Raw genomic sequence first — 19,974 nt, 5'->3', positions numbered from 1 at the left:
CTTCACGCCTGCTCCGCCTTGTTCGCGACCAGCATTGTGATCGGCAACACCGAACGCCACGTATCGAAGCGTCCGAGTGGCTGCGCCTCGGCGAGTGAGATCCGGGTCAGCGCACCGCCATGAGACTCCCGCCATGCCGCCAGTACGGCCTCGCCCTGAACCGTCACGGCATTGGCGACCAGTCGCCCGCCGCCACGCAGCCGATCCCAGCAAGTTTCAAGCACGCCAGGCACGGTGAGACCACCACCAATGAACACCGCGTCCGGCGTATCGAGCCCCCGTAGCGCCTCCGGCGCGCGTCGTTCGATCAGTTGCAATCCGGGCACGCCAAGCGCGTCGCGGTTATGCCGGATGAAGCGCTGCCGCTCGGCATGACTTTCAATCGCGATAGCCCGGCAAGTCGGATGCGCACGCATCCACTCAATGCCGATCGATCCGCAACCCGCCCCGACATCCCATAGCAGTTCCCCGGGCACGGGCGCGAGGCGCGACAGCGTCAAGGCGCGCACGTCGTGCTTCGTCAGTTGACCGTCGTGAAGATAGGCCTCGTCGGGCAAACCAGGTGTCACGGGCAGGCGCATCGCCTCACGGCCCGCGCGACACTCGATCGCCACCAGATTCAACGCTGCCACGTCCGGCGCATTCCATGCGCGTGCCGAATTATGCACACAACGCTCCCGCTCGCCGCCCAGATGCTCGAATACGGTCATACGACTAGGGCCGTACCCCTGCGCGGTCAGCCATGTGGCAAGTTCCGCCGGCGTACTGCAACCCGCGCTCAAAACGAGTACGCGCGCGCCATCGTGGAGCGCAGGTTGCAACGCGGGTAGCGGACGGCCAACGAGCGACACGAGGGAAACCTCGTGCAATGCCCATCCCAGGCGGGCAGCAGCAAAGGAGATCGACGAAGGATAGGGAATCACGTTGATCTCACCAGCGGGCACCGCGCGCGCCAGCGTCGCGCCGACCCCGAACAGCATCGGATCGCCGCTGGCCACCACGCAGACCGGCGAACCGCGTCGCGCGAGTACGGGCTCGATGCTAAACGGACTTGGCCACGCTTCCCGCTGCGCGCCAATCCGTCGGGGCAGCATGGCGAGATGACGCGCCCCGCCATAGATGGTATGCGCTGCCAGTAGCGCGCGCCGCGCGGCGCGGCCGAGCCCGGCGAAACCATCGTCGCCGATGCCTACCACCGTCAGCCATGCGGTGCGAGGTTCGTTTTCCAGATCAGACTTGTTCAATTGGAGGGCAGCCCAAAGGCCGAGCTGCTTTGAGGGCAGGAAAAGCAGGCATAATACAGCGCCGCAGCAGCGACAGCGCGTGCGCCCAGCTCACAGACGCGCCATGTAGCCCGCGTGCGCTTTGCACGCGCCACCGGCCTTCTGCTTTACGGCCCGATTTGCGCCCCGATTCAACCCCCGATTTTCCCGCCATGTCTACGTCGAACTGCCCCGGATTGCTGCACATCGTGCCGACACGCGACGGCGGCATCTGCCGGATCAGGCTGTCCGGCGGCATGCTGAGCGCCGCGCACGCCGAGGCGCTAGCGCACGCGGCAGAACAGTACGCGAGCGGCCCCATCGATGTCACCAACCGGGCGAACCTTCAAGTGCGCGGCATACGAGCCGGCCACGAAGCGGCATTCAGCATGGCACTGATCCAGGCGGGCCTCGGTCCGGGGGGACAATGCGATCTGAGTCCGCAAGCCGCCGCAGCCCAGGATACGGTGCGCAACCTGATGATCAGTCCCGTGGCCGGACGCGACCCAGCGGCTACGATCGACACCCGACCTGTTGCCGAAGCACTCCTCGCGATGCTGCTGGCCGAGCCACGCTTCGCACAGCTATCGCCCAAGTTCGCGCTCATGCTCGACGGCGGCGAGCGGCTCGCAATGCGCGAGCATCCGCACGACATCTGGCTTCTGGCGCTTCCGCGCACCTGCCCTGATGCCGACGCCTGCGTACAGTTCGCTTTCGGCTTCGCGGGCTGCCCGCCCTCGGGCATCGAGTTGGCATCGGTTAGCCGAGCATGGGGCGCGACATCGCCATCTCAGGTGACCGCGCTCGTACGCGCCCTCTTACACGCATTTCTCGACCTGGCACAACCCGGCCAGTCGCGCATGCGCGATCTGCTCGTCACGCATTCGCCGGAACAGCTATTGCAGCAGGCGCGCACGTATCTCGACTTCGCCCCTGCGCCCGTACCGGAGTGGCCGCAGACCATTCCCGCCGACCCGATGCTACGCTTCGGCCCGCACCGGCAACGCGACGCGAGTCGCTGGTGGATCGGCGCGCAACCGCCGCTCGGCCGGCTCGACACATCCACCCTGCGTGCGCTCGCCCAGCTCGCCCGCGAGGTATCGGCCAGCTCGACGCTGCACATGACGCCGTGGCAGGGCGTGCTGCTGCCCGACGTGGCGCAACAAGATATCGACCGCACGATGTCTGCACTGACCCGGCTCGGCTTCGCATGCACGGGGCGTGAGCCACTGGCCCGTATGATCGCGTGCACCGGATCTTCTGGCTGTGCGCGTGCACTGGCCGATACGAAGGCCGATGCGACCGCGCTCGCGCAGCGCCTGGGCGCCAGCCACGACATTCACCTGAGCGGCTGCCCGCGCTCGTGCGCCGCCGCGCATCAGTCCGCACACACGCTGCTGGCCGTGGCGCCTGGCACCTACGATATGTACCGACGCGACGGCAGCACCGGTTTCGGCACTTGTGCGGCTCGTCACGTTTCCCTCGAACAGGCGGCCGGTGAAATCGCCCGGTCAGCCCGGAGCACCTCTGATGTCTGATTACATTCGCGACGGCCAGGAGATCTACCGCCAGTCGTTCGCGACCATTCGCGCCGAATCCGATCTCTCGCGCATTCCCGCCGACCTCGAGAAGCTTGCGGTCCGGGTCATTCACGCATGCGGGATGGTCGAGATCGTCGAAGCGCTGCGCTTTTCTCCCGGTGCGGGCAAAGCAGGCCGGGAAGCGCTGCTGGCCGGCGCGCCCATCCTCTGCGATGCGAGGATGGTGGCCGAAGGCATTACACGTGCGCGCCTGCCCGCCGCAAACGAGGTGGTCTGCACGCTGAGCGACCCCGGCGTGCCCGCGCTCGCACGCGAACTCGGCAATACCCGCTCGGCAGCCGCGCTCGAATTGTGGCGCCCTCGCCTCGCTGGTAGCGTCGTCGTGATCGGCAACGCCCCAACCGCACTCTTCTATCTGCTCGACATGCTGGCCGGTGGCGCACCCAAACCGGCCTTAATCCTCGGCTTTCCCGTCGGCTTCATCGGTGCGGCGGAATCGAAAGCCCAACTTGCCGCCGAAAGTTACGGCGTGCCCTACGTCTGTATCGAAGGTCGGCGCGGTGGTAGCGCGATGGCCGCCGCCGCCGTCAATGCCCTTGCTTCAGAGATCGAATAAATGACACAACCTGGCCGTCTGTCCGGCATCGGGGTCGGCCCCGGCGACCCGGAACTGCTCACCCTCAAAGCGCTGCGTCTGCTGCAAAGTGCGGACGTAGTTGCCTACTTCGTCGCGAAGGGCAAGAAAGGCAATGCGTTCGGCATTATTGAAGCACATCTGGACGCGCGGCAGACCCAATTGCCGCTCGTCTATCCGGTCACGACCGAGGCGCTCGAACCACCGCTGTCCTACGAAGAGGTGATCGCCGATTTCTACGACGAATCCGCCGCCGCGGTGGCCGCGCATCTCGAAGCCGGACGCGACGTGGCCGTGATCTGCGAAGGCGATCCGTTCTTCTACGGCTCGTACATGTATTTGCACGACCGGCTGGCCACGCGCTTCGACACAGAAGTCGTGCCGGGGGTCTGTTCGATGCTGGGTGGCACGGCCGTGCTCGGCACGCCGCTCGTCTATCGCAACCAGAGCCTGTCAGTACTCTCGGGCGTGCTGCCTGAGGACGAACTGAAGGAACGGCTCGCCGCCGCCGACGCGGCGGTCATCATGAAGCTCGGCCGCAACTTCGACAAGGTGCGCCGGGTCCTCGACGAACTGGGCCTGGCCGAACGCGCGCACTACGTCGAGCGCGCGACCATGCAGAACCAGCGCATCGTGCCGCTGGCCGAAGTCAATCCGATGGCCTCGCCGTATTTTTCGCTGCTCGTTGTGCCAGGACAGAAATGGCAACGCTGAACACCCTGCCCGCCATCGTGGTGCTCGGGCCTTCTGCGCTGCCTACTGCACGCCGCATTCAGCACCGCTATCCCGGGGCGCGTCTCTACGGGCTGCACGAGCGCATCGAAGCCAACGACGCTGATGCCACCTACACGAATCTTGGCAAGCTGTTGCGCGGGTTGTACCGCAGCAATACCCCCCTGGTCGTACTATGCGCAGCGGGCATCGTGATCCGCTGCCTCGCATCGGCACTCGCTGACAAAGGCGCCGAGCCGCCGGTATTGGCCGTAGCCGAGGATGGCAGCGCCGTTGTGCCGTTGCTCGGCGGCCTCGCGGGCGTCAACGTGCTGGCACGCGAGATCGCCGCGGCCCTTGATACCACGCCCGCAATCACCACCAGCGGCGAACTCCGTTTCGGCACCTGCCTGCTGAATCCGCCGGAAGGCTATCGCCTCGCCAGCATCGAGCAGGGCAAGCACTTCGTCTCCAGCCTGCTGGCCGGTCAGTCAGCGCGACTGGAAGGCGAGGCGCCCTGGCTCGACGGCACAGGCGTACCGCTGGACAGCGATGCGCGGCTATCGATCCGCGTGAGCGAGTCGGCGTGGCAGGGCAACCCCGACGAACTGCTGATTCATCCGCAATGCGTCATAGCAGCCATCGCCGATACGAGCGTACCGATTGGCTCGGCGGTTCGCGACGCCCTCGACACACATGGTATCGCCGCACAATCACTCGCCGCGCTGCTCGTTGCGCGACACCGGCTCGGCGACGAATCCGCCGCACAGGCCGCTGCCGAGCTGAACGTCCCGCTGCGCGGCATCCACACGACTGGCAACGATGCGCAGGCCTTGCTAGATGCCGCGATGCCGTCGCAACCCGGGCGAGTGCTGGCTACGTCGACCCCGGGCGTTGCACTGGCTGTCAGCCCAACTCCGTGGCAGGTCGACCAGATCGGACACGCGCGCGGCAAGCTGAGCGTGATTGGCCTCGGTCCCGGCACAGCCGATCTTCTGACCCCCGCCGCGCGCCGCGCACTCGACGAAGCGACCGACATCCTCGGCTACGAGACCTACGTGCGGATGGCCGGGCCGTTCCGCCCCGACCAGCGCCTGCATTGCACGGACAACCGGGAAGAACTGCAGCGCGCGCGCCATGCGTTCGAACTGGCCACTAGCGGCCAGCGGGTCGTCGTGGTGTCGTCCGGCGACCCAGGCGTGTTTGCCATGGCGGCCGCCGTGCTTGAAGCGCTCGATCAGGGATGCGACCCGGCCTGGGCGCAGGTCGAACTGGCTATCGTGCCCGGCGTGTCGGCGGCGATGGCGACGGCAGCCGTAGCAGGCGCCCCACTGGGCCATGATTTTTGCATCCTGTCGCTGTCCGACAACCTGAAGCCGTGGGACACCATCGAAACACGCCTGCGGCATGCGGCAGAAGGCGATTTCGTGATGGCGTTCTACAACCCGATTTCACGGGCCCGGCCGTGGCAGCTCGATCGCGCGCTGGAAGTCGTACGAGCAGTTCGAGGAACCGATACACCTGTCGTGCTGGGCCGCGACATCGGCCGGCCCGCTGCGGCCCTGACGACGACGACCCTCGGTGCGCTGCGTTCCGAACAAGTTGATATGCGTACGATGGTGATCATCGGCTCATCGACGACGCGCACGATTGCGCGCGGCGATGGCGCCGCCGCCGCATGGGTCTACACACCCCGCTGGTATCCCGTTCCGCCCGACAAGCCGATCATGGCCGGCTGACGGCGCTTTCGGCGCGCCTCGCCCTATGTCCGCAAGCTTTCGCCCAACAAGTCGTCAGGCGAAAGATAAACGCCGTCCCACGCCTGCGCGAGCATTGCGCATCGCCCCAGCCTGACCGGCCCGTGCTCGAAATCGACCACGAACGTCCGGTCGGCTTCCGATGGCCGTTCGGGCAGCCCCGTGCTGCGGCCATCCGTCAACACCCATAGCCAGCGCTGCTGTGAACTGTTGCGCCGCTCGGCCCGTGCCAGCAACGCGCGGGCGTGGCGCATCCCCTGGAGCAAGGGCGTGCCGCCCCCGGCTCCGACCGGCATTAGCCAGCGCTCGTTCCACCAGCGCGGAATTGCGGGCCCGAAGCGAGTATCCGCGCGGTTGCCGCCGAAGCACACCAGTGCAACCTCGTCGCGCGCTTGGCCAATCCGCTCGAACAGCGCGACCAGCAGCCCTTTTGCCTGCGCGAGACGCCGCCCGGCCAGCATCGACCCCGAGCAATCGAGCACGAAACAATGCAGGATGCCTTGACTGGAGCGTTCGGGCCGGAAGCGCAAATGCGAAACATCGAGTGGGCGCGCTCCCTTGGCCGCAAGCGTCGGCACCCAGGCCAGCCGCTGTGCGCTGCCGATACCCTCGCGTCCCGTTCGCCCTGTGCCCTTTGACCACCGGAAACTGCCGGGTTGCCCGGCAGCGGCATTGTTCCGATGGTTCAGCGTTTTTTTGGGCGCAGCGGCAGCACGCCCTTGACCGTGTCGATGCCAACCGGATCCGGCGGCAGATAGCCCCAGTCCGCCGAGTCACTCAGGTGCTGATGGTTGTCTTCGGCGTTCGCGGTGCCTGCTGCGGACGATGAAGGCTCATCCTTTCGCGGCGTCGCATTGCCCTCGGCCCGTCCGGAGGACAAAGATTTGCTATCGTCCTGCGCATGCCGCCGATGCAGCAGTACCGACGCGGCAACGCGGTCGACATGCCCTGGCGTCACACGGCCCGCCTGTTCGTAAGCCGCGAGCGCGCGTGCTGCGCGCAGCATCACCAGATCGGCGCGCAATCCGTCGACCGCCGCTGCGATGCAAAGCGTGCTCACTCGCTCGTGAACCGCTTCGTTGAAATCAAGCGCCGCAATCGCTGTACGCGCCTGAACGATTCTTTGCACATAGGCGTCCTGCTCGCGCCGATATCGCGCGCGAAACGCTTGTGGATCAAGCTCGAACGCCAGCCGCGCCTTGACGATCTGCTGACGGACACGCGGGTCGAAACAGTTCTCCAACTCGATCATGAGCCCGAAACGATCGGTCAGTTGGGCGCGCAACTCGCCTTCCTCCGGATTCATCGTGCCGACCAGCACGAAGTGCGCGTCGTGGCTGTGCGAAATGCCGTCCCGCTCGACGGTATTCACGCCGCTGGCCGCCACGTCCAGCAGTGCATCGACCAGCGCGTCAGGCAACAGGTTTACCTCATCGACGTACAGCACGCCTTGATGTGCCTTTGCGAGCAGGCCCGGCGAGAAGCGCACCGTGTTCTCGCGTAATACCGTTTCGAGGTCGAGCGTGCCGATCAGCCTGTCCTCGCTCGCACCAAGCGGCAGCGTGACCAGTTGGCCTTCCGGCAGCAGTTCCGCCAGCGCTCGCGCAGCCGTCGATTTGGCCGTGCCGCGCGGCCCGCTCACCAGCACGCCGCCGATACCGGGATCGATGGCAGCCAGCAGCAGCGCCTGCTGCAGCGCGGACTGGCCAATCAATGCCGCAAACGGAAACGCCGGCCGCGCTTGCCCCATACCAGACGCATGCAGAACGCTCATGAACGAACCCCTTCGAGATGCTGCTCGGAAGCCAGCAGATGCTGCTCCACCTGTTCGCGATACGGCCCTGGCGCCTGCCACAAGCCCCGCTGCATGGCCTCCAGCAAGCGCTCGCAGATCGCGTGCAGCGCGTGCGGATTGTGCTGCTCGATGAACGCACGGGTATTGGCGTCGTTCAGGTACGTATCGGCCACCAGTGCGTACTGATGATCGGCGACCACGCGGGCCGTCGCATCATAGCCGTACAGATAGTCGACGGTCGCGGCGATTTCGGCAGCGCCCTTGTAACCGTGTCGCTTCACCCCTTCAATCCATTTCGGATTCACCACGCGCGATCGGATCACGCGCGCGATTTCCTCATGCAGGGGACGGATCGCGGGCGAGGCGGGGTTGCTGTGATCCGCGTGATAGAGCGCCGGCTGCGTGCCTGACAGATGCCGCACCGCGGCGGCCATGCCGCCCTGGAACTGGTAGTAGTCGTTCGAATCGAGCACGTCGTGCTCGCGGTTGTCCTGGTTGTGCAGTACAACATCGATCGCCGCGAGACGCATGCCGAACGCTTCGCGCGCCGCTTCCCCGCCCACCGCGCCGGCCGACTTATGCGTGTACGCATAGCCGCCCCAGTTCCGATACGCCTCGGCCAGATCGGCATCGTCTTGCCAGCGACGCGTGTCGATTATCTCCTGCAGGCCAGTGCCATAAGTGCCCGGCCGCGCGCTGAATACCCGCCAACCGGCGCGCCGGCGCGCCTCGTCGGCGGGCAGCCCGCGGGCGATCCATGCATCACGCTCGCGCAGCACGCGCGCGCGGATCGGATTCACTTCCTCGGGCTCATCGTCAAGATCGGCGACGGCCTGTACCGCCGCGTCGAACAGATGGATGACATTCGGGAACGCATCGCGGAAGAACCCGGATACGCGCAAGGTCACATCGATCCGGGGCCGGTCGAATGCGGTGATCGGCAGGATCTCGAAATCGGTCACCCGATGGCTGCCCGGCGCCCATTTCGGGCGGACGCCCAGCAAGGCCATCGCCTGCGCGATGTCGTCGCCGCCCGTGCGCATCGTCGCTGTGCCCCAGACGGACAGGCCAATCGCGCGTGGATAGTCGCCGTGCTCCTGCAGATGTCGTTCGATCAGTTGCAGCGCCGACTTCAACCCCAGCGCAAACGCGGCCTGGGTAGGAATCGCACGGGTGTCAACCGAATAGAAGTTGCGGCCCGTCGGCAGCACATCGGGACGGCCGCGCGACGGCGAACCGCTCGGCCCCGGCGGCACGAAGCGGCCGGTAAGGCCCCGACGTAGCTGGGTCAGTTCCTGGCTACCGCAGGCGTCGAGACGCGGCAGTACCTCTTCGCGCAGGCGCGCAAACACTTCAGCCGTTCGCTGCAGTGTGGGCGGCAATGGCGCTGCATCCTTATCGCACAGGCCGCTGAGCAATTCGCCCGCAAGCAACTCCAGCCGCTCGCGTGTATCGCCCTTGTGCCGCCACGGCGCATCGCTGACGCGTTGCAGCAGATCCGGCCGTGGTCCGTCCCATGGCGCCGACCAGTCTGGCGACAGGGCATCGAACAGTTGCGCGGTGTCCAGATCGTGAGCCAGCGCGTCGATCAAGCCAGCGTTGCGCCCTCGCCCGTCACCGACCGGGAAGCGCGCCAGCGCCTGCAGCGTATCGCGCCGCTGCACGCCCTGCGGAGACTGTCCGAAGATATGCAGGCCATCCCGGATCTGCGCCTCCTTCAGCTCGCACAACCAGGCATCGACGCGCGTCAGCAGCGTATCTTCCTCGTCCTGCCCCGACGGCTTCGAAAGGCTCAATTCCTCATGCAGGCGATGCTCGACGATCGTGGCGAGAATCATGCTGCGCAGCAGCTTGGCCCGCCTCGGATCGACCATCAACGCGTCGTAATACTCGTCGACCTGCCGCTCCAGATCCTGCAGCGGTCCGTAGCTTTCGGCGCGTGTCAGGGGCGGCATCAAATGATCGATGATGACCGCCTGCGCGCGGCGCTTGGCCTGGCTGCCCTCGCCGGGATCATTCACGATGAACGGATAGAGATGCGGCAGCGGCCCGAGAATCAGGTCGGGCCAGCATTGGCTGCTGAGCGCCACGCTCTTGCCCGGCAACCATTCGAGATTGCCGTGCTTGCCCACGTGCACCACGGCGTCGATGCCGAAGCGGTGGCGCAGCCAGAAGTAGAACGCAAGGTAGGCATGCGGCGGGACAAGTTCTGCGTCGTGATAGTTCGCGTAGTCGTTCTGCTCGCGCGACCGCGGCGGCTGGATGCCGACGAACGCGTTCCCGCAGCGCCAGCCCGAGATCATGAAGCGCCCTTGCCGGATCGTCGGATCGGCATGCGGCTCGCCCCAGCGCTCGTTCAGCGCCGACTGGACCTCTACAGGCAACTGAGAGAAGTAGCCGAGATAGTCGGTCAGCGAAAGACTCTGCAGCGCCGGCCGCAGATCGCGCAAGGCGGGATCGTTTGTGACGCCTTGCGTAAGGTTTCCGAGCAGCGCATCGCCGTCCTCGGGCAAGGTGTCCAGCCGATAGCCTGCATCGCGCAGCATCGCCAGGATCGCGAGCGCCGAGGCCGGCGTATCGAGCCCGACGCCGTTGCCGATACGACCCTCGCTCACCGGATAGTTCGCGAGAATCAGCGCCACGCGCTTGTCTGCGTTGTCCAGCGTACGTAGCGTGAGCCAGCGCCGCGCCAGTTCCGCGACGAAGGCGACCCGCTCCGGGTCTGGCATGTAGCGCACGACATCCACTTCAGTATGCGGACAGTGGTAATCGAGCCCCTTGAAGCTGATCGCGCGCGTGATGATGCGACCATCCACTTCCGGCAGAGCGATGTGCATCGCGATGTCGCGCGCGTTGAGGCCATGATTGTCCTTCAGCCACGCATCGCGGTTGCCGCCGCTCAGAATCACCTGGAGGACGGGAGCATCGCCCGCCAGCTCGAACGTCTCCGCCGCATCGAGGGATGAGACAGCGAACGCCGTCGTATTGAGCACCAGCCCAACGCTCTCCGACGCACACAGCTCGCGTATGACGGCATAACTCAGGGCGTCCTTCAGCGACGTCACCGCAATCGGCAGCGGATTGATGCCCTGTGCCTCCAGTGCAACGATCAGTGCATCGAACACCGCCGTGTTGGCGGCCTGCAGATGGGCCTTGTAGAAGAGGATTGCGGCGGCGGGCGCGCCGGGCTTCCAGCGTGCGTGCCAGTCCGCGATGGTTGCCGTGTGATGATCGGGATGATAGAGCGATGCCGCGGGCAAAACGTGCGGCAGCGGTGGCTCGCTGCCCCAGCCGAACGCCCGGTAAGCGATGCAACGCAGGAAGGCTTCAGCGTTCTGCGGCCCGCCCTCGCGCAGGTAGCGCCACAACTGGCGGCAGAGGTCCGCTTCGGCCGTGCTGCGCGCGATCAGGTTGGGATCCTCCTGCAGGTCACCGGAGAACATCGCCAGCATCTGCCGCTTGCGCGCGGCCAGGTCGACGGCCTGCTCGATCCCATACGGCCAGTAGCTTTCGCCGCCGAGATGGTCGATCACCACGGCGCGCGCATATTGCAGCACGTCGTCGACGTAGAAATCGACCGAGGCCGGCTGACGCAGGAAGGTCACGTTGACCAGCCTGACCGACGGGAAACCCGCTCCGAGCCTGGACACGGCACTCGCCAGCAGCGAGAGCGTCGTGTCAGCCGAGCTCATGATGACAATCTCGGCCGGCTTCTGATCAATACGTACGACCCCTTCGGTGTCGTCGACGAAGCCGCCCGGGACCGTGCGCAGCAGATGCATCGCGTCAGTCCTGTGCGGTTGCGAGATCTAGCGCCGCTTCCAGCGCGCGCTGCAACACCGTTTGATCCAGTTCTTCGCCGATCAGCACGAAGCGGCTCACGCGCGCTTCGCCTTCCTGCCAGCGACGGTCGAAGTAGCTGTCGAAGCGCTTGCCAACGCCCTGGATCACAAGCCGCATTGGGGCACCTGGCAACGCCCCGAAGCCCTTCACGCGATAGATGGTGTGCTGCTCGACCAGGGTCTGCAGCGCCGCCACGATCGCATTCTTCGAGAGGACATCGGCCTGCACGACTACCGAATCGAAATCGTCGTGGTGATGATCGTGTTCCTCGTCCGAATGATGGTGGTCGTGCCGCAGATGGATCGTTTCCTCCGATGCGGCACCGATGCCGAACAGCGTATGCAGGTCGAGCTGGCTGCGCTGCGCACGCACGATCTTGACCTGTGGCGGCAATTCTTCGGCGATCAGCGCCTCGACCTGGGCCTGCTGCGCTTCGTCGAGCAGATCTGTCTTGTTCAGGATCACAAGATCAGCCGCGCTCAGTTGATCCTCGAACAGTTCGTGCAGCGGCGATTCGTGATCGAGATTCGGATCGGCCTGGCGCTGTGCATCCACCGCCTGCGGATCCTCGGCGAACTGGCCGCTGGCGGCGGCCGGGCCGTCCACGACGGTAACGACCGCATCGACCGTGAAGCTGTTGCGGATCGTCGGCCAGTTGAACGCCTGCACCAACGGCTTGGGCAGCGCGAGGCCCGACGTTTCGATCAGTACGTGATCGATCTGGTCGCGTCGCTCGACAAGTTGTTCCATCACCGGGAAGAATTCTTCCTGCACGGTGCAGCACAGGCAGCCGTTGGCAAGTTCGTAAAGCTGGCCTTCTACCTCGTTGCCTGCGTCATCGCAGCCGATGCCGCAACCACGCAAGATTTCGCCGTCGATCCCCAGTTCGCCAAATTCATTGACGATCACCGCGATCCGCCGGTCGCCGGCGTGCTGGAGAATGTGCCGCAACAGGGTGGTCTTGCCGCTGCCGAGAAAGCCCGTGACGATGGTGACAGGAATTTTGCGCATCGGGGTGGACATGCGATCGCTCCGTGAGAAAGAGAACCCGCCCGCCCCCAAAACCGGGCGCATCCGATCGAACGAATCGGGCGACAGCCAACCGGTGAGTGAGACAGACAAGAACGGGGACGATGGGGCCGCGAACGCAGCCGTATGAAGTCTGGATCAGGCGCCGCATCCCCGCAGCGCCCCAACTCCTCCTGTCTGGCCGGTATCCGGGCTGGCGAAACGCCGGCTTCACCTTCCCACGCACATCGTGCGCAGTGGTCGACGGCCCATACGTCGCGTATGGGCTGGAAGCGGGCGCGGCAGCCGCCTTGCCAGGCGGCGCCATATCGCTGAACCGTTGCGGGGGCAGCACAGGTTGCGCCCGTCATCGAGGCGTCCTGTTTCCCGTTTAACTGCCTGCGTCAAGATATACAGGCAAGCACGAGAATGCCGCGAGTGTAGGGTCGCCACCGGTACCAGTCAAGGCAGGCACCCGCACGGGGCTATGCTATCCTTCGCCACGCCTCGTGGGAGAGCCCCCGCTCCACGCAGCTCCAGCACGACCGACCAGCCAACATGGCGCCCTGCCCCCGATTCGAGCTCTGTCCCCTTCTGTACAGCAGCGGTATCCAAAGCCTCGAGAAACATGAGCCGTTTTCTCTCCCGACCCGCCGATTTTCGGCACTCCCCTAGCACCAACCCTCACTACGCGACCGTGGCATCCGGGCATTCGCGATGAGCCGGGCGTGGCTGATCGGGGCTGGCCCCGGCGACGTCGAACTGCTCACGATTAAAGCAGTGCGGGCGCTCGCAGCGGCGGACGTTGTGCTCATCGATGCACTTGTGAACCCCGACGTCCTGCAGTTCGTGCGTCCCGACGCGCGGGTCTTGCATGTCGGCAAGCGTGGTGGTCATGCATCCACGCCGCAAGCCGACATCATCGCGACCATGCTGACGCATCTGCAAGCCCGGCGCAGCGTCGCACGCCTGAAAGGCGGCGATCCGTTCGTCTTCGGGCGGGGGGGCGAAGAACTGCTGGCGCTACAGAATGTCGGCATTCCGGTGGAAGTCATCCATGGCATTACCGCTGGTGTCGCCGCGCCAGCGGCCATCGGCATTCCGATCACCCATCGCGGGCTCTCGCAGGGCGCGATCTTCGTGACCGGCCACAGCGCGGGCGATGAAGAGCCGGACTGGCACGCGCTGGCGTCAACCGGCCTGACTCTCGTGATCTATATGGGGATGCACCGGCTTGCCACGATCATTGACGCATTGCTGCAGGGCGGCATGGCACCGGACACCCCGAGCGCGGCGATTCAGTCGGCCACGCTGCCTTCGCAACGTCACGTTGCGGCCCCGCTTGCGCAACTGCCCTCCGCCATCGCGGATGCCGGGCTGAAGCCGCCGACCATCGTTGTCATCGGCGATGTCACCTCGCTCGCGGCCGTGCCTGGAGTCTCGCCCGACATAGCCGCTCCCACCCCGACGCTTACGCTCGGAATAGGTTGCCGCAGCGGCGTAACGGTCGACCAGATTCGGTCTGCCGCACTGGTTGCGCTTGGGGGACGCCCCCTGCAAGCCATCCGATGCGTAGCGACAATCGAGGCGAAAGCGCAAGAATCGGCGCTCAAGACCTTCTGCGTGGAGAACGACCTGCCACTCGTGACGTTTTCTGTGGCAGAGGTTCGCGACTGCCTCGATGCGCAACCAACGCTTGCGCGGTCGACTGCCGTGCAGGACCATCTCGGCGTGCCCGGTGTCTGCGAGCCGTGCGCGCTGCTCGCTGCCCCTGGTGGCACATTGCTCGTGCCGAAGCTTATGCTTGATGGCGTGACAGTCGCTATCGCGACGTACCCCAGCACTCCGCCCGCTCCTACGCCCCTTTGAACTGCTAACTGAGTCCCTATGAAAACCGATCCGCAATCGCATGAACGCATGACCCAACGCCGCCGGGAAGGGCACGAGAAGAAGCAGGCCGAAGCCACGGTCGAGAAAGGCCTGCTGATCGTCAACACCGGCACCGGCAAGGGCAAGAGCACCGCGGCATTCGGCATGGCCGTGCGCGTGCTCGGGCACGACATGCGCCTCGGCGTCGTGCAGTTCATCAAGGGTGCGCTGCACACGGCAGAGCGCGACTTCCTCGGCAAAGTCGCGAACTGCGACTTCGTCACGATGGGCGACGGCTATACATGGAATACCGCGAACCGCGAGGCGGACATGGCAACGGCCCGCAAGGGCTGGAATGAAGCCCGCCGGATGATCGAGAGCGGCGACTACCAGATGGTGATTCTGGACGAGTTGAATACGGTACTGAAGTACGAATACCTGCCGCTGGACGAAGTGCTCGCCGTGCTGGACGCACGTCCCGCGATGCTGCACGTGGTCGTGACCGGACGGCACGCGCCGGATGCGCTGATCGAAGTCGCCGATCTGGTCACCGAGATGCGCGCGATCAAGCATCCGTACCGGGAGCAGCACGTGAAAGCCCAGCGCGGCGTGGAGTTCTGAGCATGCCAGCCTGCCCCGCCCTCGTCATTAGCGCCCCTGCTTCCGGCCAGGGCAAGACGACTATCACGGCAGGGCTCGCACGCCATTACCGCCGGCAGGGGCTGCGCGTGCGTGTGTTCAAGACCGGTCCGGACTTCATCGACCCGACCATTCTCGAGCGGGCCAGCGGCGAGCCGGTCTATTCGCTCGATCTGTGGATGGTAGGCGAAGCCGGTTGCCGCGCGCTGCTCGCTGAAGCCGCGCAAGACGCCGACCTGATCCTTGTCGAAGGCGTGATGGGCCTGTTCGACGGCACGCCGAGCAGCGCCGACCTCGCGGCGATGTTCGGTATTCCCGTGCTCGCGGTAATCACGGCGAAAGCCATGGCACAGACCTTCGGCGCGATCGCATTCGGCCTCGCGCACTTCCGGCCGGAGGTGCCCTTCTACGGTGTGCTCGCCAATCGCGTCGGCTCGCCATACCACGCGCAACTGCTGCAGGAAGCGCTGCCGGAATCGGTCCGCTGGTGCGGGTATATCGCAAGTACCGACGAAATCGCCCTCCCCGAGCGGCATCTCGGCTTGCATCGCGCAGCCGACATTGCCGACCTCGATGCGAGATTAGATCAAGCGGCCGACGCGCTGGCAAACTCTGCGCTGTCCTCGCTGCCGCCCGCGATTGCATTCGATGCACCGGCCCAGCCGCCGATACCGCTCCTGCTGGACGGCAAGACCATCGCGATCGCGCGGGATGCCGCTTTCTCCTTCATCTATCCCGCCAATTTACGCCTGCTCGAGCAGCTTGGCGCGGAGTTGCGCCTCTTCTCGCCCCTTAACGACGATGCGCTACCGGATGCTGACGCGCTCTATCTGCCTGGCGGCTACCCTGAACTGCACGCGACCACCCTGTCGGCGAATGAACACAGTGCGGCGACAATCCGCGCGCATGCAGAGGCAATGCGACCGATCGTTGCCGAATGCGGCGGCATGCTGTATCTACTGGAAAGTCTGACCGGAACGGACGGGGCGAGCGCCTCAATGCTCGGCCTGCTTCCCGGTGCAGCCACGATGCACAAACGCCTGGTCGCACTCGGCATGCAACAGCTCAACAGCGCGCACGGCACGCTGACCGGCCATACGTTTCATTACTCGAGCATGCAGACGCCGCTTGTCGCACGCACCAAAGCGATGAAGCCGAAAAGTAGCGCACCCGGCGAAGCCGTTTTCCGGCAGGGCTCGATTATCGCAACCTATATGCACGGATACTGGCCTTCGAACCCAGCCTTCGCCGCAGCCCTATTTCTTGGCCGTCCCTTCTAACTACAGTCATCGCGATTCGCGACAACGTTGGCGATGTCACCGCAGTGTCCGGAATTGGGTCTTGCCGGAGGACATTCTGATTTGGCTGGAAGCGGACATTCTGGTTTAGGGATGGTGTTCAAAACTCGCACAAGTCCGGATGCTCGGGCGAGTGCTTGCCAGGCACAATGAGGGCATGAAACAAACCGACCTTGGCCTGGACTTGAGCAACCGACGCCCGCGCAAACGCGTGTTCCTCGACGAGATGGAGCGCGCTGTACCGTGGCGCAATTTTCTGGCTCTGATTGCGCCACATGCGCCGGTGATGATCGCATCGGCTAGATGGCACTGGTAGCCGGCTTCCAGCGATGTGGTAGCAATTCAGTAATGTTACTGGCGCGATGGGTTGGGTTGGTAGTCGTGTGACCACGTCTTTCAGATAGGCGTATGGATCGTGACCATTGAGCTGAGCTGACCGAATCAAACTCATGATTGCCGCCGCACGCTGCCCGGCACGCAAGGAGCCGGCGAACAACCAGTTGGCCCTGCCAACGGCCCAGGGGCGGATCTGATTCTCGACCCAGTTGTTGTCCACGGGCACGTCCCCGTCTTCAAGATAGCGCGTTAGTGCTTCCCATCGTTTGAGGCTGTAGTCGAGCGCCTTCGCAATCGCGGAGCCTTCCGGAACTAGCTTGCGCTGGCCGGTCATCCACGTGTGCAGCGCCTCGGCCACCGGTTTGGCGCGCAACTGACGAAGCGCGTCGTTTCTCGGGCTTGGCATTGAGCTGCTCGCTGCGCTTACCGAATTTCAAGCGCTTGAGTATCGAGATCTCGTGCGTGAACTGGTCGATACGCGCCTGGCGGTAACGCAACTCACGATCTTTCTCACCAACCTGTTCCATCAACTCGGCAGCCAGTGTCCGAAGCTGTTCCGGGCTGAGGTCGTTGAGGTCTGCTGGCGAGTTCATACGGCCAGTTTGCCAGAACCAAAGCCACCACGGAATCGAAACTGCTTACGTCCTCGCACGCTCCATTACACCACGCAGATCGCGTGATCGCGGGTCAATGTCTGCCACGGCAGGCCCGTCACAAGCGCCCGGAGTTGTTCAGGATTCAGCGCTACCGAGTCATGAACATATGACAAAACTATATATTTTTGGCGCCGTAAGTTGCGGGTTTCAGGACTTTATTCATTAGTCTCCAGCGCAAGGCCGGCTGCTCGCAGCCGGCCTTTTTCGCTGACGGTCCCGTACACGGCTCGCACTGCGAGCGCGAACCCAGAGGCATCACGGCTTTGTCGCCGTGACGCTTGTCACGTCGTTGCTGCTGGACTGGTAGGTGAGCGTGCCGGTGATGTTGGTCACGGTGAAGGTCACGCTGTTCTTTCTCTTGGAGATCGTTCCGCTCGTGACCATGCATTGTCCGCCCGCGCCCGTGGTGCAGGCCGAACTCCCGCTGTAGCCGCCGCTCCAGGCTCCGCTCACAGTCGCGTTCGGCACCGGGTTGTGGCTGGCATCGTGCGCCGTGACCGTGACGGTGGTGGTCCATCCCGTATTGTTTCCGGTGCTGCTGGCGCTCAGGCCGCCCACGTGCACGAAGGGCAAGCTCGCGATGCCGCCTTGAGGGCCGGTCGACAGGTCCAGGGCGAAGCTGCCGCCCTTGCCCCGGTTCACGCTGTCCTCGGACGGGGACACCTGGATGGTGTACGTCCCGGCCACGGTGGGCAGTGCGTGCAGCGTTTCCTGACGGCCGATGCCACCGCATTCGACGCCGCCCATGCACAGGCTCTCAGACAGCACGACGCCATTGGGGTCCAGCAGCCTGGCGTCGAGATCGGGATCCCACTGCGCGGCGAAGCAGCTGCCCAACAGCGGCAGGATGCATTTCGCCCGGCCGTTGATGGTGACCGTAGCACCGATGGGAACACCGAGGTCGGCCTGGGCGATGGAGAACGTGTAGCTCCACAGACCATGATTCGCCACGCTGGCGGTGACCCTGCGATACGTCGGAAAGACGGTTGGCTGGTAGCTGGTGACCCCCTTGGCGTTGGCCACCAGCGCGTAGCCGTCGAGGAGACCGGCGCCGATATCATTGTCCTTGCCTGCCGGGCCGCGGTCCTGCGCCGTGGCTTCGAGCTTCTGCCGCAGGTCCGCTGGCGACAGGAGCGGATTCGCCTGTAGAGCCAGGGCGACGGCGCCGGAGACGAACGGCGTGGCCATGGAGGTGCCACTGTAGGTGACATAGCCGCTGACCGTGCCGGCCTGTGCAGCCGTGATGGTCAGTCCGGGTGCACAGATGTCTGGCTTGACACGGTTGTCCAGCGTCGGTCCCCGGCTCGAAAACGGCGTCACATAGATGCCGTCCGAATGGTTGGGCGCGCCGGCGGGAGCGGACCACTCCGCGCATGCCGCCACGGTGATGGCTTGCGCCGCGGCCCCGGGCGAGCCGACCGTGCCTGGTTCATCGCCCGAATTGCCGGCCGCCACTACTACGACAGCACCGCTGCTCACCGCTGCATCGGCGGCCTGGCTCAGGGCGTCCTGTCCGTCGGACGGCGCGCTGGAGCCCAGGCTCATGGAAATGATCCGCACCCCCTGGGACACGCACCAGTCGATGCCGGCGATGACCTGGCTCTCGAGTCCGGAGCCGGACTGGTCGAGCACCTTGGCCGCGTAGATCGCTGCGCCGGGCGCCACGCCCTTGTAGGTGGCGGCGCCCGAGCCGCCCGTGGCGTCGCCGAAGGCGATCGAGGCGACGTGGGTGCCGTGGCCATGGTCGTCATATGCGCTGGTCCGTCCATTGATGGCATCAAAGAACGGGATCGGTCGCGCGTCCAGCTGCTCGTGGTTCGGATCGACGCCCGTGTCGACGATGCAACCCTTGATGCCGGCGCCGTCCACCCCGAAGCTGGCGCGTGCCGCGTCGGTGCCGAAGTCGGCGCGGGCGGCATTGAGCTTGGTCGAAACGGTGAAGTCCTCCTCGATCCGCCGCACGCCAGGCTGCTGCGCCAGCGCCCTCGCCTGGGCGGTCGTCATGGTGGCGGAGAAACCGCGGATGATCCTGAATTCGCGGTCCAGCGTGAAAGCACCGACCGCCTGCCGCGCCGTGACCGCAGTGCCCGGACCGCTGAACGTGACGACGACACGGACGAGGTCACCGGGCCGTGCCGCCGCGATCTTCGCCTGCAGGTCATCGGAGATCCGGTCGCCGTCACTGTCGACGAGGCGGGCCGAACGCGCTGCCTCCGTGCCGGGTGCCGGCCGGTTTGAGTCGGGCAGCGGCGCGGCCGGAATGGACAAGGCGACAGCCGCCAGACAACCCAGTACAGCGAAATGGCGCATTTTGGGTTTCCCCTTCTTGTTTGAGGCAATTAATAAAGCCGCTGATGCGTGGAGCAGCGGCCACAAGTCAAGCAGGGCGCGCCGATAGAACGTCAACCGTGGTCCCAGCTTCGGGCTGAGGGCTTCCAACCGGTGTGCGCCAGGCGGTCGAGCAAGCGCGACCGGTTCCGTGAAATGCGGAAAATTTTCCATCAGATCAAGACCTTACGGACAGTTCTCGAAGTCTAGGATGCAAAGTGGCGAATTTCATGCGGACTGTGTGCGAAGTGACACCCATCAGCGGAACGGCGTCAAGTGAGCAAACAAAACCCGCAA

General features: G+C 65.1%; 13 protein-coding genes, 2 pseudogenes and 1 riboswitch. Of the genes and pseudogenes, 8 read left to right on the top strand and 7 right to left on the bottom strand.

What is annotated here, in order from left to right; genetic code table 11:
* Positions 1 to 2 precede the first annotated feature (2 nt).
* The gene (gene cbiE / locus RS901_RS14360) at positions 3 to 1,244 is read right to left on the bottom strand and encodes a precorrin-6y C5,15-methyltransferase (decarboxylating) subunit CbiE (protein ID WP_316149446.1); all 1,242 of its coding nucleotides are present in this window, start codon (positions 1,242 to 1,244) and stop codon (positions 3 to 5) included.
* A 191-nt stretch (positions 1,245 to 1,435) separates the two neighbouring features.
* On the opposite strand from cbiE, the gene cobG reads away from it, so the two are divergent.
* From cobG to cobJ, 4 genes are read left to right on the top strand one after another with little or no spacing between them, the layout of a single operon-like run.
* Positions 1,436 to 2,800, top strand: coding sequence for a precorrin-3B synthase (gene cobG, locus RS901_RS14355; protein ID WP_316149445.1), 1,365 nt, complete (start codon positions 1,436 to 1,438; stop codon positions 2,798 to 2,800).
* Positions 2,793 to 3,419: a precorrin-8X methylmutase gene (locus tag RS901_RS14350; protein WP_316149444.1), complete on the top strand. Its 627-nt coding sequence runs from the start codon at positions 2,793 to 2,795 to the stop codon at positions 3,417 to 3,419. The genes cobG and RS901_RS14350 overlap by 8 nt, the downstream gene beginning before the upstream one ends.
* The gene (locus tag RS901_RS14345) at positions 3,420 to 4,151 is read left to right on the top strand and encodes a precorrin-2 C(20)-methyltransferase (protein ID WP_316149443.1); all 732 of its coding nucleotides are present in this window, start codon (positions 3,420 to 3,422) and stop codon (positions 4,149 to 4,151) included.
* Complete coding sequence (gene cobJ / locus RS901_RS14340; protein WP_316149442.1) at positions 4,139 to 5,887, top strand: precorrin-3B C(17)-methyltransferase; 1,749 nt, start codon at positions 4,139 to 4,141, stop codon at positions 5,885 to 5,887. The genes RS901_RS14345 and cobJ overlap by 13 nt, the downstream gene beginning before the upstream one ends.
* Before the next feature lie 23 nt (positions 5,888 to 5,910).
* Here the strand turns inward: cobJ and RS901_RS14335 are convergent, their stop codons facing one another.
* The 4 genes from RS901_RS14335 to cobW all read right to left on the bottom strand — a co-directional run bounded on the left by RS901_RS14335 (position 5,911) and on the right by cobW (position 12,566).
* Positions 5,911 to 6,492, bottom strand: a complete 582-nt coding sequence (locus RS901_RS14335) for a vWA domain-containing protein (RefSeq protein ID WP_316153511.1) — start codon at positions 6,490 to 6,492, stop codon at positions 5,911 to 5,913.
* Positions 6,493 to 6,590: 98 nt separating this feature from the next.
* Positions 6,591 to 7,679: an ATP-binding protein gene (locus tag RS901_RS14330; protein ID WP_316149441.1), complete on the bottom strand. Its 1,089-nt coding sequence runs from the start codon at positions 7,677 to 7,679 to the stop codon at positions 6,591 to 6,593.
* Positions 7,676 to 11,482, bottom strand: a complete 3,807-nt coding sequence (gene cobN, locus RS901_RS14325) for a cobaltochelatase subunit CobN (protein WP_316149440.1) — start codon at positions 11,480 to 11,482, stop codon at positions 7,676 to 7,678. The genes RS901_RS14330 and cobN overlap by 4 nt, the downstream gene beginning before the upstream one ends.
* 4 nt (positions 11,483 to 11,486) lie before the next feature.
* Positions 11,487 to 12,566: a cobalamin biosynthesis protein CobW gene (cobW, locus tag RS901_RS14320; protein WP_316149439.1), complete on the bottom strand. Its 1,080-nt coding sequence runs from the start codon at positions 12,564 to 12,566 to the stop codon at positions 11,487 to 11,489.
* Between the two features lie 168 nt (positions 12,567 to 12,734).
* Positions 12,735 to 12,988, bottom strand: a riboswitch (cobalamin riboswitch).
* 280 nt (positions 12,989 to 13,268) lie between these two features.
* On the opposite strand from cobW, the gene cobA reads away from it, so the two are divergent.
* The 4 genes and pseudogenes from cobA to RS901_RS14300 form a co-directional block, all read left to right on the top strand.
* Complete coding sequence (cobA, locus tag RS901_RS14315; RefSeq protein ID WP_316149438.1) at positions 13,269 to 14,420, top strand: uroporphyrinogen-III C-methyltransferase; 1,152 nt, start codon at positions 13,269 to 13,271, stop codon at positions 14,418 to 14,420.
* A gap of 18 nt (positions 14,421 to 14,438) precedes the next feature.
* Complete coding sequence (cobO, locus tag RS901_RS14310) at positions 14,439 to 15,041, top strand: cob(I)yrinic acid a,c-diamide adenosyltransferase (protein WP_316149437.1); 603 nt, start codon at positions 14,439 to 14,441, stop codon at positions 15,039 to 15,041.
* Positions 15,042 to 15,043: 2 nt separating this feature from the next.
* Positions 15,044 to 16,339, top strand: a complete 1,296-nt coding sequence (locus RS901_RS14305) for a cobyrinate a,c-diamide synthase (RefSeq protein WP_316149435.1) — start codon at positions 15,044 to 15,046, stop codon at positions 16,337 to 16,339.
* Between the two features lie 175 nt (positions 16,340 to 16,514).
* Positions 16,515 to 16,640, top strand: a pseudogene (locus RS901_RS14300) (IS5/IS1182 family transposase); the annotation flags it as partial.
* Between the two features lie 16 nt (positions 16,641 to 16,656).
* On the opposite strand, the pseudogene RS901_RS14295 reads toward RS901_RS14300, so the two are convergent.
* Together RS901_RS14295 and RS901_RS14290 are read right to left on the bottom strand one after the other, a co-directional pair.
* Positions 16,657 to 17,072 (bottom strand): annotated as a pseudogene (locus RS901_RS14295) (IS66 family transposase); the annotation flags it as partial.
* Between the two features lie 532 nt (positions 17,073 to 17,604).
* Positions 17,605 to 19,851, bottom strand: coding sequence for a S8 family serine peptidase (locus RS901_RS14290; protein ID WP_316149434.1), 2,247 nt, complete (start codon positions 19,849 to 19,851; stop codon positions 17,605 to 17,607).
* Positions 19,852 to 19,974: the final 123 nt, after the last annotated feature.

The organism is Cupriavidus sp. BIC8F, from assembly GCF_032465815.1.
Classification (GTDB): Bacteria; Pseudomonadota; Gammaproteobacteria; order Burkholderiales; family Burkholderiaceae; genus Cupriavidus; species Cupriavidus necator.
Note: the sequence above shows the minus strand (reverse complement) of the source record. Positions and strands in the feature narration are given on the sequence as shown.

Coding starts and splice junctions, on each gene's coding strand:
- cobG (WP_316149445.1), top strand. CDS start 1,436: ATGTCTACGTCGAACTGCCCCGGATTGCTGCACATCGTGCCGACACGC.
- RS901_RS14350 (WP_316149444.1), top strand. CDS start 2,793: ATGTCTGATTACATTCGCGACGGCCAGGAGATCTACCGCCAGTCGTTC.
- RS901_RS14345 (WP_316149443.1), top strand. CDS start 3,420: ATGACACAACCTGGCCGTCTGTCCGGCATCGGGGTCGGCCCCGGCGAC.
- cobJ (WP_316149442.1), top strand. CDS start 4,139: ATGGCAACGCTGAACACCCTGCCCGCCATCGTGGTGCTCGGGCCTTCT.
- RS901_RS14330 (WP_316149441.1), bottom strand. CDS start 7,679: ATGAGCGTTCTGCATGCGTCTGGTATGGGGCAAGCGCGGCCGGCGTTT.
- cobN (WP_316149440.1), bottom strand. CDS start 11,482: ATGCATCTGCTGCGCACGGTCCCGGGCGGCTTCGTCGACGACACCGAA.
- cobW (WP_316149439.1), bottom strand. CDS start 12,566: ATGTCCACCCCGATGCGCAAAATTCCTGTCACCATCGTCACGGGCTTT.
- cobA (WP_316149438.1), top strand. CDS start 13,269: ATGAGCCGGGCGTGGCTGATCGGGGCTGGCCCCGGCGACGTCGAACTG.
- cobO (WP_316149437.1), top strand. CDS start 14,439: ATGAAAACCGATCCGCAATCGCATGAACGCATGACCCAACGCCGCCGG.
- RS901_RS14305 (WP_316149435.1), top strand. CDS start 15,044: ATGCCAGCCTGCCCCGCCCTCGTCATTAGCGCCCCTGCTTCCGGCCAG.
- RS901_RS14290 (WP_316149434.1), bottom strand. CDS start 19,851: ATGGAAAATTTTCCGCATTTCACGGAACCGGTCGCGCTTGCTCGACCG.